The 24962-nt window shown below is 73.5% G+C and carries 20 protein-coding genes and 1 pseudogene; 9 read left to right on the top strand and 12 right to left on the bottom strand.

All coding sequences use genetic code 11. The features are described from left to right. Positions 1-68: 68 nt before the first annotated feature. A complete protein-coding gene (locus tag ABT106_RS13205; RefSeq protein WP_351276071.1) occupies positions 69-569 on the bottom strand; it encodes a hypothetical protein in 501 nt (166 codons plus the stop codon). A gap of 363 nt (positions 570-932) precedes the next feature. Here ABT106_RS13205 and ABT106_RS13200 point away from each other — a divergent pair, with 363 nt between their 5' ends. Continuing rightward, a complete protein-coding gene (locus ABT106_RS13200) occupies positions 933-1595 on the top strand; it encodes a class F sortase (RefSeq protein ID WP_351276069.1) in 663 nt (220 codons plus the stop codon). A 93-nt stretch (positions 1596-1688) separates the two neighbouring features. On the opposite strand, the gene ABT106_RS13195 is transcribed toward ABT106_RS13200, so the two are convergent. Further along, on the bottom strand, positions 1689-2594 hold the full coding sequence (locus tag ABT106_RS13195; RefSeq protein ID WP_351276067.1) for a polysaccharide deacetylase family protein: 906 nt from the start codon (positions 2592-2594) through the stop codon (positions 1689-1691). 124 nt (positions 2595-2718) lie between these two features. Further along, positions 2719-6021 carry a bifunctional lysylphosphatidylglycerol synthetase/lysine--tRNA ligase LysX gene (lysX, locus tag ABT106_RS13190; RefSeq protein ID WP_351276065.1) on the bottom strand — a complete coding sequence of 1101 codons (3303 nt, stop codon included), beginning with the start codon at positions 6019-6021 and terminating at the stop codon, positions 2719-2721. 59 nt (positions 6022-6080) lie between these two features. On the opposite strand from lysX, the gene ABT106_RS13185 reads away from it, so the two are divergent. Continuing rightward, positions 6081-6542: a universal stress protein gene (locus ABT106_RS13185; RefSeq protein WP_351276063.1), complete on the top strand. Its 462-nt coding sequence runs from the start codon at positions 6081-6083 to the stop codon at positions 6540-6542. A gap of 102 nt (positions 6543-6644) precedes the next feature. Here the strand turns inward: ABT106_RS13185 and ABT106_RS13180 are convergent, their stop codons facing one another. Then, positions 6645-7838, bottom strand: coding sequence for a CapA family protein (locus ABT106_RS13180; protein ID WP_351276061.1), 1194 nt, complete (start codon positions 7836-7838; stop codon positions 6645-6647). A 304-nt stretch (positions 7839-8142) separates the two neighbouring features. Here ABT106_RS13180 and ABT106_RS13175 point away from each other — a divergent pair, with 304 nt between their 5' ends. Both ABT106_RS13175 and ABT106_RS13170 read left to right on the top strand, forming a co-directional pair. After that, complete coding sequence (locus tag ABT106_RS13175; protein ID WP_351276059.1) at positions 8143-8682, top strand: sigma-70 family RNA polymerase sigma factor; 540 nt, start codon at positions 8143-8145, stop codon at positions 8680-8682. A gap of 231 nt (positions 8683-8913) precedes the next feature. Further along, a complete protein-coding gene (locus tag ABT106_RS13170) occupies positions 8914-9378 on the top strand; it encodes a hypothetical protein (RefSeq protein WP_351276057.1) in 465 nt (154 codons plus the stop codon). Between the two features lie 58 nt (positions 9379-9436). Here the strand turns inward: ABT106_RS13170 and ABT106_RS13165 are convergent, their stop codons facing one another. The 4 genes from ABT106_RS13165 to ABT106_RS13150 all read right to left on the bottom strand — a co-directional run bounded on the left by ABT106_RS13165 (position 9437) and on the right by ABT106_RS13150 (position 14254). Beyond that, a complete protein-coding gene (locus ABT106_RS13165; protein WP_351276055.1) occupies positions 9437-9838 on the bottom strand; it encodes a hypothetical protein in 402 nt (133 codons plus the stop codon). 26 nt (positions 9839-9864) lie between these two features. After that, on the bottom strand, positions 9865-10725 hold the full coding sequence (locus ABT106_RS13160; protein ID WP_351276053.1) for an Fpg/Nei family DNA glycosylase: 861 nt from the start codon (positions 10723-10725) through the stop codon (positions 9865-9867). Between the two features lie 114 nt (positions 10726-10839). After that, positions 10840-12900, bottom strand: coding sequence for a SpoIIE family protein phosphatase (locus ABT106_RS13155; RefSeq protein ID WP_351276051.1), 2061 nt, complete (start codon positions 12898-12900; stop codon positions 10840-10842). A gap of 7 nt (positions 12901-12907) precedes the next feature. Next, positions 12908-14254 (bottom strand): DUF6777 domain-containing protein, encoded by a 1347-nt coding sequence (locus ABT106_RS13150; protein ID WP_351276049.1) that lies wholly within the window; start codon positions 14252-14254, stop codon positions 12908-12910. Between the two features lie 262 nt (positions 14255-14516). On the opposite strand from ABT106_RS13150, the gene ABT106_RS13145 reads away from it, so the two are divergent. Genes ABT106_RS13145 through ABT106_RS13135 form a run of 3 tightly spaced genes read left to right on the top strand, consistent with a single transcriptional unit; the run spans position 14517 to position 17349 of the window. Beyond that, complete coding sequence (locus tag ABT106_RS13145; protein ID WP_351276047.1) at positions 14517-15359, top strand: YndJ family protein; 843 nt, start codon at positions 14517-14519, stop codon at positions 15357-15359. Continuing rightward, the gene (locus ABT106_RS13140) at positions 15356-15889 is read left to right on the top strand and encodes a DUF1990 domain-containing protein (RefSeq protein WP_351276045.1); all 534 of its coding nucleotides are present in this window, start codon (positions 15356-15358) and stop codon (positions 15887-15889) included. Before ABT106_RS13145 ends, ABT106_RS13140 begins: the two co-directional genes overlap by 4 nt. A gap of 20 nt (positions 15890-15909) precedes the next feature. Then, positions 15910-17349, top strand: a complete 1440-nt coding sequence (locus tag ABT106_RS13135) for a lipase maturation factor family protein (RefSeq protein ID WP_351276043.1) — start codon at positions 15910-15912, stop codon at positions 17347-17349. Here ABT106_RS13135 and ABT106_RS13130 read toward each other — a convergent pair. The 3 genes from ABT106_RS13130 to ABT106_RS13120 all read right to left on the bottom strand — a co-directional run bounded on the left by ABT106_RS13130 (position 17335) and on the right by ABT106_RS13120 (position 20809). Next, the gene (locus ABT106_RS13130; RefSeq protein WP_351276041.1) at positions 17335-18318 is read right to left on the bottom strand and encodes an NAD-dependent epimerase/dehydratase family protein; all 984 of its coding nucleotides are present in this window, start codon (positions 18316-18318) and stop codon (positions 17335-17337) included. The genes ABT106_RS13135 and ABT106_RS13130 overlap by 15 nt on opposite strands. A gap of 192 nt (positions 18319-18510) precedes the next feature. Next, the gene (locus tag ABT106_RS13125) at positions 18511-18684 is read right to left on the bottom strand and encodes a hypothetical protein (RefSeq protein ID WP_267722238.1); all 174 of its coding nucleotides are present in this window, start codon (positions 18682-18684) and stop codon (positions 18511-18513) included. Positions 18685-19333: 649 nt separating this feature from the next. After that, positions 19334-20809 carry an SDR family NAD(P)-dependent oxidoreductase gene (locus tag ABT106_RS13120; protein WP_351276039.1) on the bottom strand — a complete coding sequence of 492 codons (1476 nt, stop codon included), beginning with the start codon at positions 20807-20809 and terminating at the stop codon, positions 19334-19336. 311 nt (positions 20810-21120) lie between these two features. Here ABT106_RS13120 and ABT106_RS13115 point away from each other — a divergent pair. Beyond that, positions 21121-21942 (top strand): annotated as a pseudogene (locus tag ABT106_RS13115) (DMT family transporter); the annotation flags it as partial. 24 nt (positions 21943-21966) lie between these two features. Here ABT106_RS13115 and ABT106_RS13110 read toward each other — a convergent pair. After that, complete coding sequence (locus ABT106_RS13110; RefSeq protein ID WP_351276037.1) at positions 21967-23301, bottom strand: transglycosylase family protein; 1335 nt, start codon at positions 23299-23301, stop codon at positions 21967-21969. Positions 23302-23485: 184 nt separating this feature from the next. On the opposite strand from ABT106_RS13110, the gene gnd reads away from it, so the two are divergent. Continuing rightward, positions 23486-24931 carry an NADP-dependent phosphogluconate dehydrogenase gene (gene gnd, locus ABT106_RS13105; RefSeq protein WP_351276035.1) on the top strand — a complete coding sequence of 482 codons (1446 nt, stop codon included), beginning with the start codon at positions 23486-23488 and terminating at the stop codon, positions 24929-24931. Positions 24932-24962 lie beyond the last annotated feature (31 nt).

Raw genomic sequence — 24962 nt, 5'->3', positions numbered from 1 at the left:
GGCCAGGACTCGGGGCGACCGGCGGTTCGGGGGTGGGTCCCCCGGGTCCGACCGGGGAGGTCGGCCGGTCAGACCCTGCCGCTGACCGGACGGCGGCGGCGCATCACGTGGACGCCCGCGCCGAGGGCCGCGGCGCCGACGAGGCCCGCGCCGATGGCGGTCTCGGCGGCGGACGGGCCGAGGGATCCGCCGATGCCGCCCTGGGAGGGCCGGCCTTCGAGGATGGTGAAGCGGTGCGTGGCCACGAGGCTGCTGTCGTTGCACTTGACCGACAGCGTGTGGTGGCCCGGGGAGGCGTGGTTGAAGATCCGGACGGTGGCGAAACCGATCGAACCGGCGGACAGGTTGGCCGGCGGAAAGTTGCCGTGCGAGGTGACGGTACCGCCGTGTCCGCAGCCCGACGCGCTCACCTGCATCGTGGATCCCTGGTGTACGGAGTACGGGTTCACCGAGATGTTGCTCGGCCCGCCACCCCCGCCCTGAGGGGGGTTCGCAGAGGCGAATGGGGCACTGAGGGCGACGGCGGCACAGGCCGCCGCCGTCACGGCAAGAGCGCGGAAAGCACGCATGGTGGAACCTCCAGCGGGAAGCGCCCCGGAGCGTCGGCCCCGGATGATCGACGAGAACGCCTCCCACGACGAACCCTCGATCCGGCCCGCAAGCTCCGCATTTCCGCCTTTGGGCCGCCCGGTTGAGCGACACGCCGACGAGCGGGCCGTGGAACTGACGGATCCGCAGGTCACGACCCGTCAGGCATTTATGTGACGATTACCTGGATGGGCGCACCCCTTCCGGCCCCTTCGGAGCAGCGCCACCCGTTCGCCCCTCCCCTCTCGCCGTCCCGCCGAGGTCGCCTTAGCGTGCGTGAAGTAGGGCGTACTGGGGCGGGACACGCACGCGGGTCGGGACCCCCGCGTCGGGAAGGGAGAACGATGGGCGAGGACGAGACCGGGCAGTCACGCAAACGCTCACCGTGGGGCGCGCTCGCCCTGGTCATGCTCAGCGGCCTCGCCATGGTGCGCAACGGTGTGAACATCGACGACGGGCCGCCTCAGCCCACCGCGGCCTCGGCCGTCGCGGTGGCGGCAGGCCAGTTGCCGGCGAATCCTCCGTCGCCGCCCGCGGACATGGAGGTGCTGGAGCACTCCTCGGTGCAGCGCGTCCGGATCCCCACGATCAACGTGGACGCTCCGGTGATGACCGTCGGCCTGGACGCCGAGGGCTGGATCGACGCCCCGCCGCCGCAGGACCGCAATCTCGCGGGCTGGTACCTCAACGGCATCTCGCCCGGCCAGCGCGGCTCGTCGGTGATCGTGGGCCACGTGGACAACGCGCAGGGACCGGCGGTCTTCTTCGGCCTGGGGTCGGTCAAGCCGGGCAATCAGATCGAGGTGGAGCGCTACGACGGGCGCACCGCGGTCTTCGAGGTGTACGGCGTGGAGGTGTTCTCCAAGGACGCCTTCCCCGGGGCCCGGGTGTACGGCGACACCGGGCACCCGGAGCTCCGGGTGATCACGTGCGGCGGCGGCTACTCGAAGGCCCGCGGCTACGAGGGCAACGTGGTCGTCTTCGCCCGCATGGTGGAGGCCCGCTGAGGCGGGGCCGGTGCGGGCCGTCGCGCCGGCGCCCCCGCCGGGCCCGCACCACGGGCCGGGCGGGGGCGCTCCGCAGCGCAGCGGACCCCCTCCTCAGCGCATCTGGGCGGCGGGCAGTACGGGGAGGGTCATCCGGTAGCCCCGGGCGAGGAGTTGGGGCAGGTAGGACTCGATGGCCCGGACGCTCTGGGAGCGGTCGCCGCCCGCGTCGTGGGAGAGGACGACCACGCCGGGCCCGGCGCCTTTGAGGATCCGGGAGACGATCGCGGTCGTGCCCGGCTCGGTCCAGTCCAGGCTGTCCACCGTCCAGGCCAGCGGCTCCATTCCCAGCTCGGCGCCGATCTCGAAGGCGGCCCGGTTCCATGCCCCGTAGGGCGCCCGGAACCACACCGGCGCCTCCCCCACGGCCTGGCGCACGACCTCGCTCGTGCGGCCGATCTCGGAGACGAGGGCGGGGCGGCTCAGCTTGGGGATGAGCGGGTGGGTCCAGGTGTGGTTGCCGATGACGTGGCCTTCGGCGGCCATCCGGCGCAGCAGGTCCCGGTTCTCGACCGCCATCTCCCCGCAGACGAAGAACAGGGCGCGGACGCCGTAGCGGGCGAGGACGTCGAGGATGCCCGGCGTGTAGCGGGGGTCGGGGCCGTCGTCGAAGGTGAGGACCATGGAGCTGGCCGTGCTCGCGCCGGCGGGGAGCGCCTCGATGGGGCGGGTCCGGACGGCCGGTTTCGCGGCGGGCGGCCGGGCGGGCGCCTCGGCGGTCATCGGGCGCAGCCGGTACGCCTTCTCGGGCAGCCCCCGGGAGAGCGCGCCGGGGGCTCCGGCGGCGGGGTTCGGCCCCGGTCCGGTGCCCGGCCCGGCCGCGGGTCCGGACCCGGGGGCGGTCGTGCCGGGCAGCCCCTCCCCGCCCGTGGTGACCAGTCCGGCGGCGGCCGCGACTCCGAGGAAGACGGCGGTACGCAGGAGCACGCGTCGCCCTACTGTCGGCTCGTCATTTTTCATTATTACTACGTATCAACGACATCGCCGGAGATGTCGAGTGGCGCGGAGGCGACCCGTCGCCCTCACCCGCACGGACCAGCCGGGAGCGCCGCGCGGTGCCGCGCCGGGGCGTCCCGGGCGGGCCTCAGCCGCGCCGCACCAGCGGGAACGGAAGGGTCTCGCGGATCGTCAGCCCCGTGAGGAACATGACGAGGCGGTCCACCCCGATGCCGAGGCCGCCCGTCGGCGGCATCGCGTACTCCAGGGCGTCGAGGAAGTCGTTGTCGAGTTCCATCGCCTCGGGGTCGCCGCCGGCGGCGAGCAGCGACTGGGCGGTGAGCCGGCGCCGCTGCTCGACGGGGTCGGTCAGTTCGGAGTAGGCGGTGCCGAGTTCGGTGCCGAAGGCGACGAGGTCCCAGCGCTCCGCGAGCCGCGGGTCCTTGCGGTGCTGGCGGGTGAGCGGGGAGACGTCGGTGGGGAAGTCCTTGTAGAAGGTGGGCAGCTTGGTCTTCTCCTCCACCAGCCGCTCGTACATCTCCAGGACCACGTCACCGCGGGTGTTCTCGGGGGTGTGCGGAACCGACGCCCGGTCGCAGAGCCGGCGCAGGACGTCTTCGCCGGTGTCGGCGTCGACCTCCTCGCCGAGGGCCTCGCTGATCGCCCCGTACATCGTCTTCACCGGCCAGGTGCCGGAGATGTCGTGCACGACGAGCTTTCCGTCCGGGCCCGCCTTGTGCGCGACGGGCGAGCCGAAGGCGGCGGTGGCCGCGCCCTGGATCAGCTCGCGGGTGAGGTCGAGCATGACGTCGTAGTCCGCGAAGGCCTGGTATGCCTCCAGCATCGTGAACTCGGGGTTGTGCTTGTAGGAGACGCCCTCGTTGCGGAAGGTGCGGCCCATCTCGAAGACCTTCTCCATGCCGCCGACGCAGAGCCGCTTGAGGTACAGCTCGGGTGCGATGCGCAGGTACAGGTCGAGGTCGTAGGCGTTGATGTGGGTGCGGAAGGGCCGGGCGTTGGCGCCGCCGTGGATCTGCTGGAGCATCGGGGTCTCGACCTCCAGATAGCCGCGGTCCAGCAGCCCCTGCCGCAGCGCCTGGACCGCGCTGGAGCGGGCCCGTACGACGTCGCGGGCCCCGGGGCTGGAGACGAGGTCGAGGTAGCGGCGCCGGACCCGGGCCTCGGGGTCGGCGAGGCCCTTGCGCTTGTCGGGCAGGGGGCGCAGGCACTTGCCGGTGAGCTGCCAGGATTCGATCACGAGGGAGAGCTCGCCGCTCCTGCTGGCGCCGACCTCCCCGGTGGCGACCACGTGGTCGCCGAAGTCGACCTGGGAGGTGAAGGTGTCCAGCACCTCCCGGCCGGCCTCGTCGCGGGTGAGCATCAGCTGTACGTCCCCGGACCAGTCGCGCAGGACGGCGAAGACGACGCCGCCGAGGTCCCGTACGAGCATCACGCGTCCGGCGAGGGTGACCGGTTCGCCGGTGCGGGTGCCGGGCGGGTATCCGGGGTGGGCGGCCTTGAGCTCGGCGACGGTGTGGGTGCGCGCGCGGATGACCACCGGGTAGGGGTCGGTGCCCGCGGCCCGGATGCGCTCCAGCTTGTCGTGGCGGACCCGGACCTGTTCGGGCAGCCGCTCGGCCGGGGCGGCCCCGGCGTCCTCGCCCACGGCGTCCAGGTTCATGGAGGCGATGGACGGCAGGCCCTCGGTGCTGGCGGGGTTGGTGAGGCCCTTGGGGTGTCCGTTGCCCCACAGGGTGCGCAGGCTGGGTACGGAGACGAATCCCTCGGCGATGCCGGAGGCGAGGCTGACCCGGGCGAGCGAGCCGGCGTCCTGATAGCAGAGGAACCGCGGGTACCACTCGGGGCCGTACTTGACGTTCGAGCGGTACAGGGCCTCCAGCTGCCACCAGCGGGAGAAGAACAGCAGCAGCTTGCGCCACAGCCTGAGGACCGGGCCCGCGCCGATCCGGCCGCCCTCCTCGAAGGCCGAGCGGAAGACGGCGAAGTTCAGCGAGATCCGGCGTACGCCCAGGGCGGGGGCGGCCGCGCAGAGCTGGGCGACCATGAACTCCATGACCCCGTTGGGGGCGGAGCGGTCGCGGCGCATGAGGTCGAGGGAGATGCCGTCCTTGCCCCAGGGGACGAAGGACAGCAGGGCGATCAGCTCGCCCTGCGCGTCGAACGCCTCGACGAGGAGGCAGTCGCCGTCGGCGGCGTCGCCGAGCCGGTCCAGGGCCATGGAGAAGCCGCGCTCGGTCTCGGTGTCGCGCCAGGTGTCGGCCCGGTCCACGATCATCTGCATCTCGTCCTCGGAGAGGGCGCGGTGACGGCGGATGACGGTGGTGGCGCCGGTGCGCCGGACCCGGTTGACGGCCTGGCGGGTGACCCGCATGTCGCGGCCGTCGAGGTCGAAGTGGGCGACCTGCAGGATCGCCTCGTCGCCGAGCTGGAGGGCGCCGAGGCCGGAGCGGGCGTACGCGGTGGCCCCGTCCTCGGAGGCGCCCATGACGGCGGGCTGCCAGCCGTGGCGGCGGGCGACGTCGAGCCAGGCGTCGATGGCGGGGGTCCAGGCGGCGGGATCACCCACCGGGTCCCCGCTGGCGAGGCAGACGCCGGCTTCGACGCGGTAGGTGACGGCCGCCTTGCCGTTGGGGGCGAAGACGACGGCCTTGTCGCGGCGGGTGGCGAAGTAGCCCAGGGAGTCGGCCCGCCCGTACGCGCCGAGGAGCGCGCGGATGCGGGGCTCCTCGTCCCCGTGCAGGGCGGCGGTGAGGCGCTGGGAGCGGAAGAGGGTGGTGGCGGCGTTCAGCAGGGCGAGGGCGCCGAAGAGGCCGAGGAGGAAGTAGACCGGGCGGGGCGGGCGCCCGTCGAACTGGCGGGCGGAGAAGAGGCCGCCGAAGACCTGTTTGGCGGCCCAGTCCAGCCACTGGCCCTTGGGCAGGGTGCCGGGGAACAGGGCGACGAGGCCCCAGCCGACGAGGACGGCCGCGAGCAGTCCGAGCCCGAGCACGATCATGGCTCGCCACAGGGCGCCGGGCCGGACGGCGGCGTAGAACTCCCGGCGGGCGGCGATGAGCAGCACCAGGCCCGCGACGGCGATGGCCATGGACGGCACGCCGATCCAGTAGTCCCCGTCGGCCATGGCCACCACGTCGGCGAGGATCAGCAGGGCCAGATAGGTGACGACGATCCACCAGGCGACCTTCTTGCGGGTCCCGAGGGCCGCGGCGAGGAGGAAGAGGAAGACGGCGTACGCGAGGTTCGCGCTGACCGGGACGACGATGAGGTCGAGGAAGCGCACGACGTGCCGCAGCAGCCGCCGCAGCGTCGGGGAGAGCGCCAGCAGAGCGCACAGCAGGCCGAGCGTTCCGAAGAACGCGCCGAATCCGTCCGGCACCCGGTTCAGGAAGCGGTTCCGGGTCCCGCGCGTCTCCTCCACGGTGGCACTCATGGTTCGCACTGTAGGGAGGGCGGCGCCGGTCCGCGCGGCGAGCCCGATAGCCTCGGAACGTGACGGAGCACGTGAACACGGGATTCGAACGCGGAACCGACGGGCCGAAGGTGATCCTGGCCGGGGTCGACGGCTCGGAGTCCTCGCTGCGGGCCGCGGCGTACGCGGCCGGGCTGGCCCGGCGGCAGAACGCCCTGCTGGCGCTGGTGTACGTCCAGCCGGTGATGCCGGCCGGGGCCTCGCTGGGCGCACCGGTGGCGGGCGCGACCGGGGAGATCGCGGAAGGGCTGGTGGCCGAGATCCGGGGCGCGGCGGAGCGCCTCAAGGGCGTCTACGACGTGCGCTGGGAGTTCCACACGTTCCACGGGGACCCGTACGCGGGCCTGGTGAGCGCGGCGGAGGAACTGACGGCGGACGCGGTGGTGGTCGGCGCCTCGGAACAGGCCGGCCACCGCTTCGCGGGCTCGGTCGCGATCCGCCTGGTCAGGGCGGGCCGCTGGCCGGTGACGGTCGTCCCGTAGCGCGCGTCCGCCGGAGCCCCCGCGCCCCGGGGGCGGGGCGGCGTACGGCGGGGGCGGTGGCCGGCCGCTCGCGGCGGACCGGCGGGCGGGCGGGGCCGGCGGCTATCGGCCCGCCTTCAGCCCGTCCTTGGCGGCGCCGCGGCTGAGCACGGCCTCGGTGATGTCGTCCCGGGCGTCCTCGTAGTCGCTCCGGCCGGGGTGCGCGGCCAGGCTCCGGGGAAGGTGGATGACCTTGCCTGCGCGCAGGTCCATCATCTGCGGCACGAACTCGGCTCCGGTGACCTGCCAGCGCTGTCCCGGAGCGGCCGGCGGGGCGAAGGTGAAGCGGCCGATCGAGCCGTAGTTGCCGCGCAGGTCGCGGGCTCCCGAGTGGTTGAACATCTCGCCGGCGACCTGGTCGCCCATGCCGTAGACGATCCAGGTCCCGTTGACCTTCTCGTAGGGCTGCGGGACGTGCGCGTGCGTGCCGAGGATCATGTCGATGTCCGGGCGTCCGCCGGTCTGCGAGCCGGTCAGCGCCCTGCCGAGCGAGAGCTGCTTCTCGTCCGGTTCGGTCTCCCACTCGGTGCCCCAGTGCAGGCTGACCAGGACCACGTCGGCGCCCGCCGTCCGGGCGGCCCGCGCGTCGGCGACGATCTTGTCCTGGTCCATCAGGTTGACCGCCCAGGGCCGGCCCTCGGGCATCGGGTAGCCGTTGGTGTCATAGGTGTACGCGAGGTGGGCGACCTTGGCGGAGCCCGCCCGGTACACCTTCGGCGTGGCCGCCTCGGACGCCGTCCGGGCCGATCCCGCGTGCCCCAGGCCCACCGTGTCGAACCGGTCCAGGGTGCGGCGCAGCCCTTCTGCGCCGTCGTCCAGGGTGTGGTTCGACGCGGTGGAGCAGCCGTCGTACCCGGCGTCCTTCAGCGCGTCGGCGACCGACGGAGGGGAGACGAAGGCCGGGTAGCCGCTGAAGGGGCCGCCCTCCTCTCCGTAGATCGTCTCCATGTGGCACAGGGCCAGGTCGGCCGCCGAGACCAGTGGTTTGACCTCGGAGAACATCGGCCTGAAGTCGTATCCGTCGCCGTCCGCGTCGTTCGCCGCCTGCCGGATGACCGAGGTGTGCGGCAGTACGTCGCCGCTCGCGACGAGGGTGAAGCCCCGGGCGGCGGGGGACCCGGCGGCGCTGGAGCCCGTCGGGCCGGGGGAATCCGCGAGGCGGGCGGGTGCGGACCCCCCTGCGGCCGAGCAGCCGGCGACGGCCGCCAGGAGGAGGGCCGACAGGAGGGCGACGGTGTGCCGGGTGCGCGTGGTCATCAAGATCCCCGCTCTCATTAATACGACTATCCGATCACCTGCAATCCACAGAAAGAGACGACTCAAGTCAAGGAACGGATCCGTCCGCATGCCCGCACCCACTCCAATGGCGGCGGGGTCCGCTCGGCTCGGCTGCCGTTCGCCGCGCCGTTCGACCGTTCAGCGCCCCGCGCGGCCGCCCACCGGATCTGTCGGGTGGTTGGGCGCACCACCGCTACCGGACGGTTCCCGGTCGGCCCGGTGCAGGTCAGGGTGGATGCAACGGCTCTCAGCCCGTCCCCCGAGCCCCTGGAAGGAGTCCCTCGTGCCGCTCTCCCCCACCCTCCGGCGCACCCACCCCGAAGCGCTGGCCGAACTCCAGCGCGACCACGGGCGGGCCCTGTTCGGTTTCCTGCTCGGCCTCACCGCCGGGGACGCCCAGCGCGCCGAGGACCTCGTACAGGAGACGCTCGTACGGGTCTGGCAGCATCCGGAGGCATTCGCGAGCGGGCACGATTCGATGCGGCCCTGGCTGTTCACCGTGGCCCGGCGGCTCGCGATCGACGCCCGGCGGGCCCGCATGTCGCGGCCCCAGGAGGTGGACGCCGAGGACCTGGAGCAGGCACCCGCCCCCGAGGACGCGGTGGCCGGCTCGGTCACGGCGATCGACGTGCGCCGCGCCGTGGGCTCCCTCGGACCGGAGCACCGCGCGGTGCTGATGCAGGTGTACTTCCGCGACCGCTCGGTCGCCGAGGCCGCCGCGGAACTGGGCATCCCCGCGGGCACCGTCAAGTCCCGTACGCACTACGCCCTCCGGGCCCTCCGCAAAGACCTCCAGGGGTACGGGTACGGCCTCGGGGCCTGAGCCGGCGACACCCGGGGAAGGAACCGGAAACGCCCCGAAATCCGACCGGACCGGACATGAAACGCATCGAATTCGGCATCAGACCGTGCAAGTTGAGTAAACATCCCCCGCTCCGCGAGCCGCTCGGGGAAGGCTCGGGGCTGACGACGGGACGCTCGACGCGCGGGAGAAGGTGGAACGGTGCAGCCCGAGGGTACGAACGGCACCAGTGACGGCGGGCTAGCGGTGCCCATGGCTTGGCTCTACGCCGAGTACATCGCGGACGAACTGCTGCGCACGGGCCGGCTGATCCCGGTCAGCACCCTGGAGTTCCGGGCCGGGCGGGACACGCTCGCGCTGACGATCTACCTCTCGGACGCGGCCGGCGAGCTCTCCGGGATCCGCGTCGTCTCGCAGCTCGACGAGTGGATGTCACTGACGGCGTACGGGCACCCCTGGCGCGACTGGGTCCACACCAGGTTCCTCACCCTGGGCGAGGAGGCCCGCGAACGCGGCCGCGGCGAGGACCCGGACCTGGAGCTGGCCCGGGCGGCATGGCACTGGCTGGACCGCACCGAGCTGTTCGCCACCAACCTCGACCCCGGCAGGCCCGGCCCGGCGGACATCGCACCGGGACTGGACGAGAACGCGCGCGTGTGGACGCCGGCCTGGCAACTCGGCCTGCCGCTTGGCCACTTGGCCATGCACCTCTTCTGACCACCGGCAGCCCCGGACCGAACCGGGCAGACCCGGGCAGACCCGTTCACGACACCCCCTAGGCGGATCGGCGGCGCGGGAGCGGGGCTTGTGCCGGGTCCGTCACCAGCCCGGTGAAATCGGCCTCGTTGCGCTCGGCCCGGGTGACGTACCAGCGGGCGATGAGCCACATCGCCGGATACACCAGCAGGCCGAGCGCCGCCCAGACCAGCGGCCCGGAGGTGGCGCGCGGCAGGAGGAACGCCAGCGGAAGCGTCCCCACCAGCAGCGTCAGCGCCGCGAGCGCCGCCAGCCCGGCACGCAACTGGCTGCGCATCAGGGCCCGTACGTAGGTGGCGCCGAGGGTGGTCTGCTCGGAGATCTCGGAGCGGGCCGGGGTGTGCGCGGGCGCCCGGCGCCCGGTCCCCCGCGGCACTCCGGTGACGATCTCGCGCCGGGGCGGCGGCTGCTCCTCGGCCACGGTGGTGGAGTGTACGCAGCGCCCGGCTATTTGAGGAGGCGCGAGAGCCGCCGGTCCGCGAGGGGCTTCCCGCCGGTCTGGCAGGTGGGGCAGTACTCGAGCGAGGAGTCCGCGAACGACACCGAGCGGACGGTGTCCCCGCACACCGGGCAGGGCTCCCCGGCCCGCCCGTGCACCCGCAGCCCGCTCTTCTTCTCGGCCTTGAGGTTCCCCGCCGCCACCCCGTGCGCCCGTTCCACGGCCTCGCGCAGGGTGTCCTCGACGGCCTTGTGGAGCCGGCCGGCCTGCTCCGCGTCGAAGGACGCGGCCAGTTTGAACGGGGAGACCCGGGCCCGGTGCAGGATCTCGTCGCTGTAGGCGTTCCCGATGCCCGCGATGACGCTCTGGTCCCGCAGGACGCCCTTGATCTGGCGCCGTTCCCCGGAGAGCAGCGCCGTGAAGGTCCGCCGGTCGAAGGCCGGGGCGAGCGGGTCGGGGCCGAGCCGGGCGATGCCGGGCACCTCCTGGGGGTCGCGCACGACGTACACCGCCAGGCGCTTCTGGGTGCCGGCCTCGGTGAGGTCGAAGGCTCCGCCGCCCTCCAGGACGACGCGCAGCGCGAGCGGCCCCTTCCCGGGGCGCGGCGGCCCCGCGGGCGGGGTGTCATGCCAGCGCAGCCAGCCGGCCCGTGCCAGGTGGGTGACGAGGTACAGCCCGCCGATCGGCACGGCCAGGAACTTGCCGTACCGGGCGGTGGCGCCCGCCGTCCCGCCCTCCAGGGCGGTGAGCGGCGGGTCGTACGTCTTGAGCACGTTCACGGCCAGCGGGAGGACGCGCTCGACCACCCGCCCGGTGAGGCGGGCGTCGAGGAACTCCCGCAGGGCCTCGACCTCAGGCAGCTCCGGCATGCCTCCAGACTGCCGTCGGCCCGGCCGAAGCGCGAGCGGGACACCGACCCGGCCGATGCGCGGGCGGGACACGGTCCGGTGGTGCCGGGGCGGTCGTGGATCCGGTCGGCCACCTCACATGACGAACTCGCACCACACGCACTTCCCGCTCCCCCGCGACTCCACCCCCCACACGTCCGCCAGCCGGTCCACCAGCATCAGCCCCCGCCCCGACACCCCGGCCTCTCCCGCCTCGCGCCGCCGCGGCAGCGCGCTGGAGCGGTCCTCCACCTCCACCCGCAGCCGGCGCTGCGGGCCGTGCAGGACGCGCAGGGTCACGATCGCCGGGCCGTCCGTGTGCATCAGGGCGTTCACGATCAGCTCGTCCGCGACGAGTTCGATCTCGTCGGCCCGTTCCCGCGCGCCCCACGCCCGCACCGCCGCCCCGATCATGTGCCGGGCCGCCACCAGCGCCTCCGGGTCCCCCGGGGCCACGTGCTGCTGGAGGCGGCCGCCGCCCTGCGGGGTGTCCGCGATGTCGCGGCGCAGCAGCAGGAGGGCCATGTCGTCGGCCCCGCCGCGCTCGTCGACGACCCCGCACAGCAGGTCCGCCAGGAGCCGCAGGTCGGCGGGGCCGCTGCGGATGAGCGACGCGAGCAGCCGGATTCCGTCGTCGAGGTCCGCGCCGGGTTGTTCCACCAGGCCGTCCGTGCACAGCAGGAGCGTTTCTCCCGGTTCGAGTTCCACCGTGGTCACCGGGTACTCCAGCCGGCCGAACTCCGCCGAGAGGCCGAGCGGCATCCCGCCGGCCACCCGGACCCTGCGGCAGTCCCCGTCCCGGGTGCGCAGCAGCGGGTCGATGTGCCCGGCGCGGACCGTCTGGAGGACGCCCGTGGCGAGGTCGGCCTCCACGTAGGTACAGGTGGCGAAGCGCTCGGTGTCGAGTTCGTGCAGGAAGACCGAGGCCCGGGCCATCACGGTGGCCGGGGCGTGGCCCTCGGCGGCGTAGGCCCGCAGGACGATCCGCAGCTGGCCCATCACCGCCGCCGCGTGGGTGTCGTGGCCCTGGACGTCGCCGATGACCGCCCCGACGCGGCCGCCGGGCAGCTGGATGACGTCGTACCAGTCGCCGCCGATGTCCTGGCCCATCCGGGCGGAGCGGTAGCGGACCTCGATCTCGGCGCCGGGGACGGACGGGATGCGGCGGGGCAGCATGGCCTGCTGCAGGCCCTCCGCCAGGTCGTGTTCCTGTTCCAGCAGCATGGCCCGCTGGAGGCTCTGCGCGATGCTGCTGCCCAGCGCGACGAGGAGGTTCCGCTCGTCCTGGGTGAAGCCGTCCTTGTCCTGGTAGAGCAGGCCGATGGCGCCGATCGGACGCGCCTGGGCGATCAGCGGGAGGTAGGCGGCCGCCGAGATCCGCATGTACGAGATCTTCGCCCAGAGGTCGGGGAACCCCTCGGCGAACTCCTCGGCGGAGTCGAAGAAGAGGGGCTGGAGCGAGCGGACGACCTCGCTCATCGGGTACTGCTCGTCGATGCGGGTGTAGCGGGTGCCGGGCACGAAGCTACCGTCCGGTCCTTCGGCCACCAGATGGATCCGGCCGGCTTCGACGAGGCCCATCACCATGCCCATCGAACCGAGGCGTTCCAGGCCGTGGGCGTCGCCGAGCGCGTCGATGACGTCCTTGACCGTCCGGGCGTGGGCGAGGGCGGCGGTGGTGCTCTCGACCACGGACGTCTGTCTGCGCCGCTCCTCGTCGAGCCCGAGGCGCTCGGCCGAGTGGCTGAGCTCCTCGGTGGCGTCGCGCACGATGCCGATGATCCGGTGCGGGCGCCCGTCGGGGCCGCGCAGGACGCGGCCCTGGGTGTGTGTCCAGCGCAGGGTTCCGTCGCGGCAGCGGATGCGGAAGTAGGCGCCGTAGTTCTCGACCTCGCTCTTGAGGACGCCGGAGACGAGCGCGTCGAGCCGGGTCGCCTCGGCGGGCGGAACGCGCGAGGACAGCGACTCGGGCCGGCCGTCGTACTCGCCCGGGGCCGTGTCGAAGACGTCGAGGGCGGCTTCGTCGAGGTGCATGAGACCTGCGACCAGGTCCCAGTCGAAGCTGCCCATGCGGTTCAGCTGGAGCGACCGGTCCGGGTGTGCGGGCCAGTCGTCCGGCAGCGATACGGTGGTCGGCACCGGTCCACCATGACACACGGGCCGGTCAGGCGCTCTCCAACGAGAAGTCGGGATCCGGGGGCGATTGCCGCTCGTCCGGGACGCCGTACGGGTCGGCCGGGTCCGCGTACGGATCGGCGTACGGGTCCGGCGGACCGGACGGTTCGGCGTACGGATCGGACGGGTCTGACGGGTCGGACGGGGCCGCGTACGGGTCGTTCGGGTCGGCGTACGGGTCGTTCGGCGTGGCCGGGCCGTCGGGCTCCAGCGGCGGCTGCGCCGGGGCCTGCGACGGCGGGCGCTGCGGTGGGGCGGCCGGGTTCGACGGCAGCTTCGGGTTCGGGTTCGCGTGGGGGTCCGCGTCCGGGTTAGGGCTCGTCTCCCGGTTCGGCGGGCAGTCGGTCGCCCCGGGCGTCGGCGCACCCGGCGCGGCGGGGCCGTCGGGCGCGTCGGGCGGGGGCGCGGCGGCGTCGGGCGCGGTGGGAGCCGGGGTGGGGGGCGCGGTGCGGGCCAGGCTGTTCGTGACGGGGCTGGGGCAGGGGTCGCCCGGCCCGGTCGGGGTGGCGGGCCCGTCGGGGATGCCGTCGGCGGGGTCGTAGGGGGGTGGCGTCCGGGGCGTCCGGTCCTGGGCGCCGTCGTCGCCGGACTTGCGCTCGATCCAGGTGTTGTCGGCGACGTTGACGATCACTAGGTTGTTGATCACCTGGATGGTGGGTTCGATGACGACGACCTGGTTCGGCTGGTAGCCGTCCCACTGGTCGCCCTTGTGCACCGGGGATCCCTTGGCGGCTCGGGGGGCGAGCAGCGGGTTCCCGCAGGCGCAGCGGACGCGGGGCATGCCGTGGTCGTCGACGAGCACGGCGGAGCCGGCCTGGAGCACGGACTGGAAGGCGTCGGCGCGGCCTCCGCGGAAGCCGTGGCTGGTGACCCGGGTGTCGGCGCGGAGCACGACGGGCGTGAGGCCGCGCAGGAAGTCGGGGATCCCCGCCTGTTCGACGCCGGAGACCTCGGCGAAGGCGCGGGCCCTGGCGTTGTCGGCGGTGAGGAAGGTGACCTGCTGTTCCACGTCGCAGCTGCCGAGGCGCTGCGTTCCGCCGTACAGGCCGGGGGTGGCCGCGTTGACGGTGCGGATGCCCCGGCCGGTCGGGTTGGGCAGCGGGGGCTGGACGGGGGCGGACTCGCGGGTGGCGGAGGAGGCGGTGAACGGGTCGGAGCCCGCCGCGCCGACGGGCTGGAGGTGGAGCTCCTGACTCTCGGCGCCTGCCCTGCCCACGGGCTCCCCGGAACCGCCGCAGGCGGCGGCGAACAGTCCGAGGACCGCGAAGAGGGCGGCGCCCGCGGGCGCGTGACGGCGTGGCGCCTGACGAGGTGTCGGAGGTTTCGGTGCGTGCACGTGCGTCTCCCTTTTCGCCCCGGTTGCTGCCTCTTGTCTGCCGCATCAGCGGGAGTGCCGCAACCGGAGCGGCGCGGTCGGCGACCGGCCGGAGTACGAGCGGCGCACGGAAGGACCACCGGGCCGGGGCTCCTGGCGCGGGACCACCCGCCTCCTTCACCCTTCTCGAACCTTCTTGAACATGTTCAAGGAACCTCGTACGCTGACGACTGTGAGTTGAACGCGTTCAAGGTGTTCGGCCGCGCCTCGGGGGGATTCCGCCGTGACCGTACTGGTGAACCTCATCGTCACCCTGGGCATGCTCCACGTCGTTCCCGCCGGCCTCCGGCTGATCGACCCCGCCGGGCTCCGCCGGACCGCCCGCCTCTGGCCGCTGCTCGCCGCTCCCGGCGCCCTGTGCCTGTGGCTGCCCCGCGGCGCGCCCGCCGCCGTTCTCGCCGCGCTCTACGCGGCGGCCACCGTCGCCCTGGCGGCGCGGATACCGGCCCGGCTGCCGCGGGACCGTCCACTCGCCCCGGCCGACGTCGCCGTGGCCACCGCCCTCGCGTCGCCCGCCATCGCCGCGACCGCGCTGGTCGCCGAGCGCGCGGGGTACCGGCTGTTCGGCTTCGGCCTCGACGTCCTGGCCCTGACCGTGCCGCATTTCCATTTCGCCGGGTTCACGGCCGCGCTCGTCGCCGGGCTGGTCTGCCGGACCCTGCGCACCGGTCCGGCGGCGGGCCTCGCACGCTGGGCCGCGTACAGCGTCCCGGCGGGCACCCTGCTCGTGCTCGCGGGCTACTTCGCCGATGACTGGGCCGAGCTCGCCGGAGCGGTGGTACTGACCGGCGGAATGTGGGCCGTGGCCCTGCTCACCTGGCGGGAGATCCGTCCCGGAGGCCGCGACCGGACCACGCGGACCCTGCTCGCCGCCTCGTCGGCGGTCCTGGTGGCGACCATGCTGCTCGCCCTGTGGTGGGCCGTGGGCGAAGCGACCGGCCTCCCCCACCCCACGCTGACCTGGATGGCCGCGACCCACGGCCTCGGAAACGCCCTCGGATTCGCCCTGTGCTCGGTGCTGGCCTGGCGCCGACTGACCGCAGACCGACAGGAGATGACCCCATGACCCGCCTCATCAGCGCCGGCCGGGACACCGTCAACTACCCCGACCGGGGCGCCACGGCCCGGCAGCCACTGCCCGACGGCTACCACCACCTGCGCCACCGCACCCGGGTCGGTCACGGACAGGCCGCCTTCGAGACGGCCGGGACCGCGGTGACCACCTTCCTCGCGCACCGGTCCGCGGGGATGCGGGTGCGGTCCGACGCGGCCGACGCGCGCCCCGGGGCCCGTGTCGAGGTCGGGATCGGTTTCGGTCCCCTGCGGATCACGGCTCCGTGCCGGGTGATCTGGACGGCGTACGAGCCCACGCGGGTCGGATTCGCCTACGGCACCCTGGACGGCCACCCCGAGTGCGGGGAGGAGTCCTTCGTCGTGGAGCGGGACTCCGAAGGCGGGGTCTGGTTCACGGTGACGGCCTTCAGCCGGCCGGGGCGCTGGTACACCCGCCTCGCCGGCCCGGTGGTCCCCTTCCTGCAGCTGCGCTACGCCCGCCGGCTCGGCCGGCACGTCCGCGCGCTGGCCGCAGCCGCCTGACCGGGCCGATACTGGAGGTGATGGACTGGTTCACCGCGCCCGGATACTGGCTGGCCCGGCTGGTCTTCCAACGGGCCCTGGCCTGCGTCTACCTCTTCGCCTTCGTCGGGGCCGCCCTGCAGTTCCGGGCCCTGATCGGGGCCCGGGGCATGCTGCCCGTTCCGCGCCATGTGCGGGACGTGCCCTTCCGGCGCGCCCCCAGCCTGTTCCAACTCCGCTATTCCGACCGGCTCTTCGCCTGCTGCGCCTGGACGGGGGCCGCCCTCGCGGCGGCGCTGGCCGCGGGCGCCGGGGACCGGGTCCCGCTGGGTGCGGCCATGGGGATGTGGGCGCTGCTGTGGGCGCTGTACCTGTCGATCGTGAACGTGGGGCAGACCTGGTACTCCTTCGGCTGGGAGTCGCTGCTGCTGGAGGCGGGCTTCCTCGCCGTCTTCCTCGGCAACGCGCGGACCGGGCCGCCGGTGCTGGTCCTGTGGCTGCTGCGGTGGGTGCTCTTCCGGGTGGAGTTCGGAGCCGGCCTGATCAAGATGCGCGGCGATCCCTGCTGGCGCCGGCTGACCTGCCTGTACTTCCACCACGAGACGCAGCCGATGCCGGGGCCGCTGAGCTGGTTCTTCCACCACCTGCCCAAACCGCTGCACCGGGTGGAGTGCGCGGCCAACCACGTGACCCAACTGGCGCTGCCGGTCCTGCTGTTCACCCCGCAGCCGGTGGCGTCGTACGCCGCCGGGGCGGTGATCGCCACGCAGCTGTGGCTGGTCCTGTCGGGGAACTTCGCCTGGCTGAACTGGCTGACGATCACGCTCGCCCTGTCGGCCGTGGACTTCGCCGGCCTGGCGGGCGCGCCGCCGGCCGCCGCCTCGCGGCCGGCTCCGGTGTGGTTCGCGGTCCTGGTCTGCACGGTGACCGCGCTGGTGCTGGTGCTCAGCCGGCGTCCGGTGCTCAACATGGTCTCGCGCCGCCAGGTGATGAACCGCTCCTTCGACCCGCTGCACCTCGTGAACGCCTACGGGGCGTTCGGCTCGGTGGGCCGTGTCCGGGAGGAGGTGGTGGTGGAGGGCACCGCGGACCGGGTGCCGCGTCCCGAGGGGGCCTGGCGGGAGTACGGCTTCAAGGGCAAACCGGGCCGTCCGCGCAGGCTGCCGCGCCAGTTCGCCCCGTACCACCTGCGCCTGGACTGGCTGATGTGGTTCGCGGCGCTCTCCCCCGGATACGCCCGGGACTGGTTCGGGCCGTTCACGGAACGGCTGCTGGCGGGCGACCGGGACACGCTGCGGCTGCTGGGCCACAATCCCTTCCCGGACGCCCCGCCCGTGTACGTGCGGGCCCTGCTGTACCGCTACCGGTTCACCACCTGGCGCGAGCTCCGCGAGACGGGGGCCTGGTGGCACCGGACGCTGGTACGCGAGTACCTGCCGCCGACCCGCCTGGCCGACGCCGCCGCCTCAGAGCCCGAGTAGCGCGGCCTCCCGGGCCGCGTCGATGCCCGGGGCCGGCCGGTCGGGGCGCTGCGGCGGCGTCCCGCCGATCTCCCCGAGCCAGGCCCAGGTGTCGGTGACGGTCTCCTCGACCGGGCGGCACGTGAGGCCCGCCGCGAGGGCCTTGGCGACGCTGCCGCCGTGCATGAAGTCGTGGCCCTCCCCCGCCGGCGCCCAGACGGGGAGGTCGGTCCAGGGCTGCACCCCGGCCTCCTGTATGCGGTCCGGATCGGTCCAGCGCAGGTCGGCGCGGCCGCCGGTGGTGGCCGCGCACGCGTCGAGGAGGCTGCCCATCGTGGCGTGCCCGACCGGCGAGACCAGGTTGTACGCGCCGGAGCGGCCGGCCACCGAGGCGTCCAGGGTCCAGCGCGCCAGGTCGCGTACGTCGATGTACTGGATCGGCAGCTCGCGCGGACCGGGGGCGAGCACCGGCCCGCCGCGCGCGGTGCGGTTCAGCCACCAGGGCAGCCGGCCGACGTTCTCGTACGGGCCGAGGATCAGCCCGGCGCGCACCAGGAGGGCCCGGTCGCCGAAGGCGTCGAGGGCGGCCAGCTCGGCGCCCCGCTTGTCCTCGGCGTAGGTGGTGGCGTCCGCGTCGGGCGAACCGGCCACCAGCGGGCCGTCCTCGTCGAGCCCGGCCGGGGCCGGGTAGGCGTACACGGAGCGGCTCGATATGTAGGAGTACCGTCCGACCCGGTCGCGCAGCAGGGCCGCGCTGTCGCGGACCGCGGTGGGCGCGCCGCCCCAGGTGTCGACGACGAGGTCCCACTCCCCCTCGGCCAGCGCGTCCAGGCCGCCGGGGGCGGTGCGGTCACCGTGCACCGCGGTGGCGCCGCCCGGGGGCGCGTGGTGCCCGCGGTGGAAGACGGTCACCTCCCAGCCCCGGTTCAGGGCGTCCTCGGTGATCGCACGTCCGACGAACTCGGTCCCACCCAGCATCAGCAGTTTCATGGGCCCAGCGTGCCCGGTCCTCCCGACGCGGCGGAAGCGGTGATCGCTGTCAGCGATGACGCTCCCGGCGTACGCGGAACGGGAACTCCCGGGCACCGCCGAGCGGTCGGCGGCGCTCCGCGCGGATCCGGACAAGGCGGCGCCCCCGGCGCGGGTTCGCGCGGGGGGCGTTCGCTGTGGCTTCGCTCCGGACTAGTCGATGCCGCGCAGGATGTGCGACTCCGCCGGGTCGTCCTCGTAGCCCGCCAGTCGGATCGGGGCCGACAGGGCCCAGACTTCGAGGCTGCCGAGCTCGTCGGTGCGGGTGCTGGCCCGCCATCCCGTTCGCTCCAGGACCATCGGTTCGGGTTGCGTCGTCTCTGTCACCGCGCACTCCTTTGTGTCGCGTAACCCGGCAGGCGGGACCGCGCGCCGGGCAAGGGATAAAGGGCTTCCGGACGCGGTGGCGCCTTGGTGGAGCGCGGCCCGGGTGGGGGCCGACTTGATGCCCCTCAGAGTACACATATGAGCGGACCCCCGCTCGATGGAAAGGCAAAATCCGTTCCTTCCTCTGGATTTCGTCCCGAGTTCGTGAAGTCGTGAGCCGATCGGCCCAGTGCCGGTCACTCGCCGGACCACGACGGGCGCCGCTCGGTCCCGTGCGGGTGGTGCGCTCGACGCCGGATTCCCGCGGAGCGACGGAGTGGGGACGGCGGCCGGGTCCGGGGTGCCGGAGTTCCAACTGCCGTACGTCACCGCCGTGCAGGAGCTGAAAGATCTCCTCCACGCCTGCCGCGGCGGGGACCCGGCTCGTCAGGTCGAGCATGCGCTCCGCACGCCGGGGCCGCTGCGCGGACCGCGCCCGTTCGGGGAAGAACTCCAGATCGCAGGCCCTGTTCATGGTCTGGACCTCTTGCTCCGTCCGGGTGAGGCCGCGGCCGGGCGCGCCGCCGGACGCGCACGGACGAACGAATACGCGACCGCCCCCCTCGGCAGGCCGAGGGGGGCGGTCGGGAACGCGCGGGACGGGCCGGGACTACCAGTTCGCGGGCGCGTAGTCCTTCAGGAAGACGCCGAACAGGTCCTCGCCGAGCTCGCCGCGGACGATCGGGTCGTAGACCCGGGCCGCGCCGTCGACCAGGTCGAGCGGGGCGTGGAAGCCCTCCTCCGCCAGCCGGATCTTGTCGGGGTGCGGGCGCTCGTCGGTGATCCAGCCGGTGTCGACGGCGGTCATCAGGATCTGGTCCTTCTGGAACATCTCCTGGGCGCTGGTGCGCGTCAGCATGTTGAGCGCGGCCTTGGCCATGTTGGTGTGGGGGTGGCCGGCGCCCTTGTAGCCGCGGCTGAAGACGCCCTCCATCGCGGACACGTTGACCACGTACCGGCGGCCGGCCTCGGCCGCGGCCATGGACGGGCGCAGCTTGCTGATCAGGATGAACGGCGCGGTGGAGTTGCACAGCTGCACTTCGAGGAGCTCGATCGGGTCCACCTCGGACACCGTCTGGATCCAGCTGTTCGTGTCGTGCAGGTCCGGGACGAGGCCGCCCGCGTCGATGGCGGTCCCCGCCGCGATCCGCTCCAGGGAGGCGGAACCGGAGACGAGCGCCAGCTCGGTGATGTCCTGGGCGCTGAGCTTCTCCCCCTTGCCGGTGGGCAGGGCCGCCACCCGGTCGACCGTGCCGCTGCCGAAGGTGCCGATGACCTCCGAGGCGGGCAGCTCGCCGGCCGGGAGCGGGGCGCTCTCCGCGGCGACGAGCTCGCTGTAGGCGCCCGGGGAGCGGCGGACGGTCTGCGCGGCGTTGTTGATCAGGATGTCGAGCGGGCCCTCGGCGGCGACCGAGTCGGCGAGCGCGACGACCTGGGCCGGGTCGCGCAGGTCGATGCCGACGATCTTGAGTCGGTGCAGCCACTCGGAGCTGTCGGGCATCGCCTTGAAGCGGCGGACCGCGTCACCCGGGAAGCGCGTGGTGATCGTGGTGTGGGCGCCGTCGCGCAGCAGCCGCAGCGCGATGTACATGCCGATCTTGGCGCGGCCGCCCGTGAGCAGCGCACGGCGGCCGGTCAGGTCGGTGCGGGCGTCGCGGCGGGCGTGGTTGAAGGCGGCGCAGTCCTGGCAGAGCTGGTGGTAGAACGCGTCGACCTCGACGTAGCGGGTCTTGCAGACGTAGCAGGAGCGCGGGCGCTGGAGTATTCCGGCGATCGGACCCTTGGCGGCGGCGGTCAGGGCGTTGCCCTGCGTCTCGTCGTCGATGCGCTCGGCGGAGCCGGTCGCGGTCGCCTCGGTGACGGCCTTGTCGTTGGCGGTCTTGGCGGCGCGGCGGTCCTGGCGGCGGCGCTGCTTGACCGTGCGGTAGAGACCCGCGGTGGCGCGGCGTACGGTGACCGCGTCGGGGTGGTCGACGTCGAGCTTGTCCAGCTCGTCGAGCACGCTGAGGCAAAGGGCCAGCCGCTCGGGGTCGATGCCCGGTCCGTAGGCGTGCCCGTAGTCCTGACTGTCTTCGGTCACCGTCATGGCCGCTGTCGTTCCTTGCTCACTCGTCCGCATCCGCCTGCTGCGGAAGTCCCCAAAAGGGAAACTGTACGGACGCCACGCGCCCGGAGACAAACCCGCTCCCGTGCCCCTCACGCACCGCGAGCGGACTGTCACGGTAGGGAGGGTTTCGTCACACTCCGCTTCCGCGCGCGGACACCTGTTCCCTGCCGCTCGCGGCGGCGGAGGGCCCCCGCGGGGTGTGGGCGTACTCCCGTACTACGCCCGGAGTATGACCCGTGACCCCCTGTGGGGTGAGGAATAGCGCGCCCGGGTCGGGCATTGTGGAGTTCATGAGTGCACTGGCGCTGTCGGTCCTGCTGTGCCTCGTGTCCGCCCTGGCGTACGCGGGCGGCGCGATCGTGCAGGAACGGGTCGCGGCGAGCACGCCCACGGCGGACCACCGCGCGTACGCGCCACTGCACCACGGCGTCTGGTGGATCGCGGTGGGGCTCAACGGCCTCGGCGCACTGCTGCACGTGGTGGCGCTCGCGTACGGGCCGCTGAGCCTGGTCCAGCCGCTCGGCGCACTCACCATCGTCTTCGCCCTGCCCATGGCGGCGGTCTTCGTACGGCGCCGGGCGGGCGCCGCGGCCTGGCGCGGGGCGCTACTGGCCACCGCGGGCCTGGTCGGGCTGCTGGCCCTGACCGGCGGGGACGACAGGTCGGGGCAGTCACTCGCGGGCGGTGAGCGCGGCCTGCTGCTCGCGGTCACCGGGGCCGGGGTGGCCGCGCTGTTCCTGGCGGCGCACCGGATGCGGCGGGCGGTGCTGCGCAGCGTGCTGCTGGCGGCGGCCGCGGGTACGGCCTTCGGCATGGCCTCGGTGTTCACCAAGTCGGTGGCCGAGTCCTTCGCCCCGGGCGCCCTGATCGCGCTGTGGCCGGACCTGACCGCCGTCGCCGTACTGGCGGGCGCCGGGCTGCTGCTGTCGCAGGCCGCCTACCGGGGCGCGGGACTGACCGCGCCGCTGGCCACCGTGACCGTGGTCAACCCGGTGGTCGCGGCGGCAGTCGGCATCTCCCTGTTCGACGAGGGCTTCCGGTACGGGGTGGCGGGCACGGCCGCCGCGATGGCCAGTGCCGCCGTCGCGGCGGCCGGCCTGGTACTGCTCACGGCCGTGCCGCCGCACGTGCGCGGGTCAGATGCGGACCCCGTGACCCCGGAGGTACTTGAGGGGGTCGATGTCGGAGCCGTACCCCTCTCCCGTGCGCATCTCGAAGTGCAGGTGGGGGCCACTGCTGTTGCCGGTCGAACCGGAGCGCCCGATGCGCTGGCCGCCGGACACCTGCTGCCCGTCCTTCACGCCGAGCGCCGACAGGTGGGCGTACTGGGAGTACCGGCCGTCGGTGTGCCGGATGACGACCTGGTAGCCGTAGGCCCCGGCCCAGCCGGCGGAGACGACCTGGCCCGGCCCGACGGACTTGACGGTGGTGCCGGTGGACACCGGGAAGTCGATGCCCGTGTGGTAGCCGCTGGACCAGGAGGACCCCGCGACGCGGTACGCGGTGCCGAGGGCGGCGTCGACGGGCGCGGAGTATCCCCCCGACGCGGGCTGCTGCTGCGCTGACGGCGCTTGCGCCGCCGGCTTCGGGGCGGGCTTAGCGGCCGGCTTCGCGGCCGGTTTCGCCGCCGGCTTCTCCGCGGGTTTCTCGGCCGCCTTGGGCGGCGCCTGCTTCTCGGCCTGCTTCTGCGCCGCCGGTTCCACGGGCTTGACCGGTTCGGCCGTACGCGGCGGCTTCTCCGGGTTCTGCGCGGGCGGCGCGGCCGTGACGCGCAGGGTGAGCCGCTGTCCGGGGAAGATCAGGTCCGGATCGGCACCCACGGTGGCCCGGTTCGTCTCGTACAGCGCCTGCCAGCCGCCTTCGACCTGCTGGCGGGTGGCGATCGCCGAGAGCGAGTCCCCCTGGGCGACGACGTACGGGTTCGGCAGGACCGGAGCTCCGGTCCTGCCGGCCGGGGCGGTCTGCGGCGCGGCGGTCTGCGGCGCGGGCGCCTTCGCCTGCTGTGCCGGCACCTTCACCCCCTGGCCCTGCCCCTGGACCCGGGTGTCCCGCGCGGACGCGGGGGCCTTCGGCGTGACGGCGGGCGCCGGACCGCTGCGGCTGAGTCCGGCCGTCTTGCCGCAGTGGGGCCAGGCCTGCGGGCCCTGCCCCTTGAGCACCTTCTCCGCGACCGCGATCTGCTGGTCCTTGGTGGCCAGGTCGGCGCGGGGGGCGTAGGCGGTGCCGCCGAAGGCCCGCCAGGTGCTCTGGCTGAACTGGAGGCCACCGTAGTAGCCATTGCCCGTGTTGACGGCCCAGTTGTTGGTGGATTCGCAGGTGGCGACCTTGTTCCAGGTGTCCACCGATGCTGCCTGGGCGACTCCGGCGCCGATGAGAGGGAGCGCTATCCCGGCGCCACCGGCGGTGACGGCGAGCGAGGCCCGGTTGATGCTGCTCGGCTGGTACCGGCGGTGCCGGCCCCGTACACCCATGCGAGCCCCCATTGAAGACATCAGGAACCGCACAACCTAACGTCACCGCCCGACTGTGGCAAGAGGCGCAACGGGCCGCTCTCCAGGGGGAATTGACCGGCTCTCACCCGGTAAGTGATCGTCCGGCGGCCGCGTCGATGTAGCGTCGGTGCTCCCCGCACATCGAAGCACGCAGGAGCGCATCATGAGCACCAGCACAGCCCAGATCGGCGTCACCGGCCTCGCGGTCATGGGCAGCAACCTCGCCCGCAACTTCGCCCGCAACGGATTCACCGTCGCCGTCCACAACCGCACCACCGCGAAGACCACGGCGCTCGTGGAGGAGTTCGGCCACGAGGGCTCCTTCGTGGCGGCCACCTCCGCGAAGGAGTTCGTCGACGCGCTGGAGCGCCCCCGTCGCCTCGTCATCATGGTGAAGGCCGGGGAGCCGACGGACGCCGTCATCCGCGAGTTCGCCCCGCTCCTGGAGGAGGGCGACGTCATCATCGACGGCGGCAACGCGCACTTCGAGGACACCCGGCGCCGGGAGAAGGAGCTGCGCGAGCAGGGCATCCACTTCGTGGGCGTGGGCATCTCGGGCGGCGAGGAGGGCGCGCTGCTCGGCCCCAGCATCATGCCGGGCGGCTCGAAGGAGTCGTACGAGTCCCTCGGCCCGCTGCTGGAGAAGATCGCCGCGAAGGCCGCCGACGGCACGCCGTGCACCTCGCACATCGGGCCGGACGGCGCCGGGCACTTCGTGAAGATGGTGCACAACGGCATCGAGTACGCCGACATGCAGCTGATCGCCGAGGCATACCACCTGCTGCGCGAGGTCGCCGGCTACGCCCCCGCGAAGATCGCGGAGACCTTCCGGGAGTGGAACCGGGGACGCCTCGACTCGTATCTGATCGAGATCACGGCGGAGGTGCTCGCGCACACGGACGCCGCGACCGGCCGCCCCTTCGTCGACGTGGTGGCCGACGCCGCCGAGCAGAAGGGCACCGGCCGCTGGACCGTGCAGATCGCCCTGGACCTGGGCGTACCGGTGTCGGGGATCGCGGAGGCGGTCTTCGCCCGCGCCGTCTCGGGCCACGCCGACCTGCGCGAAGCCGCCCGCGGGCTCGGCGGTCCCACCGCCGCCCCGCTCGCGGCGGCGGAGGCCGACGCCTTCGCGGCGCAGGTGGAGGAGGCCCTGTACGCCTCGAAGATCGTCTCGTACACCCAGGGCTTCCACCAGATCCAGGCCGGCAGCACGGAGTACGGCTGGGACGTGGACCCGGGCGCGGTGGCCTCGCTGTGGCGCGGCGGCTGCATCATCCGGGCGGCGTTCCTGGACCGCATCCGCGCCGCCTACGACGCCCGGCCCGAGCTGCCGAGCCTGCTGGCGGACGCGGACTTCGCCGACGAGATCGGGGCGGCCCAGGACGGCTGGCGGTCGGTCATCGTCGCGGCGGTGCGCCAGGGCATCCCGGCGCCGGCCTTCTCGGCGTCACTGGCGTACTACGACGCGCTGCGCGCCGAGCGCCTGCCGGCGGCCCTCACGCAGGGGCAGCGGGACTTCTTCGGGGCGCACACCTACCGGCGCACCGACCGCGAGGGCTCGTTCCACACGCTCTGGAGCGGCGACCGCTCCGAGGTCGGCACGAACTGACGCGGGAATCCGTGCGCGGACCCCGCGGGCC

Origin of the sequence: Streptomyces sp. NPDC002044 (assembly GCF_040296725.1) — a bacterium.
Lineage (GTDB): Bacteria > Actinomycetota > Actinomycetes > Streptomycetales > Streptomycetaceae > Streptomyces > Streptomyces antarcticus.
Note: the sequence above shows the minus strand (reverse complement) of the source record. Positions and strands in the feature narration are given on the sequence as shown.

Coding starts and splice junctions, on each gene's coding strand:
- ABT106_RS13205 (WP_351276071.1), bottom strand. CDS start 569: ATGCGTGCTTTCCGCGCTCTTGCCGTGACGGCGGCGGCCTGTGCCGCC.
- ABT106_RS13200 (WP_351276069.1), top strand. CDS start 933: ATGGGCGAGGACGAGACCGGGCAGTCACGCAAACGCTCACCGTGGGGC.
- ABT106_RS13195 (WP_351276067.1), bottom strand. CDS start 2,594: ATGAAAAATGACGAGCCGACAGTAGGGCGACGCGTGCTCCTGCGTACC.
- lysX (WP_351276065.1), bottom strand. CDS start 6,021: ATGAGTGCCACCGTGGAGGAGACGCGCGGGACCCGGAACCGCTTCCTG.
- ABT106_RS13180 (WP_351276061.1), bottom strand. CDS start 7,838: ATGACCACGCGCACCCGGCACACCGTCGCCCTCCTGTCGGCCCTCCTC.
- ABT106_RS13170 (WP_351276057.1), top strand. CDS start 8,914: ATGGCTTGGCTCTACGCCGAGTACATCGCGGACGAACTGCTGCGCACG.
- ABT106_RS13160 (WP_351276053.1), bottom strand. CDS start 10,725: ATGCCGGAGCTGCCTGAGGTCGAGGCCCTGCGGGAGTTCCTCGACGCC.
- ABT106_RS13140 (WP_351276045.1), top strand. CDS start 15,356: ATGACCCGCCTCATCAGCGCCGGCCGGGACACCGTCAACTACCCCGAC.
- ABT106_RS13135 (WP_351276043.1), top strand. CDS start 15,910: ATGGACTGGTTCACCGCGCCCGGATACTGGCTGGCCCGGCTGGTCTTC.
- ABT106_RS13130 (WP_351276041.1), bottom strand. CDS start 18,318: ATGAAACTGCTGATGCTGGGTGGGACCGAGTTCGTCGGACGTGCGATC.
- ABT106_RS13120 (WP_351276039.1), bottom strand. CDS start 20,809: ATGACGGTGACCGAAGACAGTCAGGACTACGGGCACGCCTACGGACCG.
- ABT106_RS13110 (WP_351276037.1), bottom strand. CDS start 23,301: ATGGGTGTACGGGGCCGGCACCGCCGGTACCAGCCGAGCAGCATCAAC.
- gnd (WP_351276035.1), top strand. CDS start 23,486: ATGAGCACCAGCACAGCCCAGATCGGCGTCACCGGCCTCGCGGTCATG.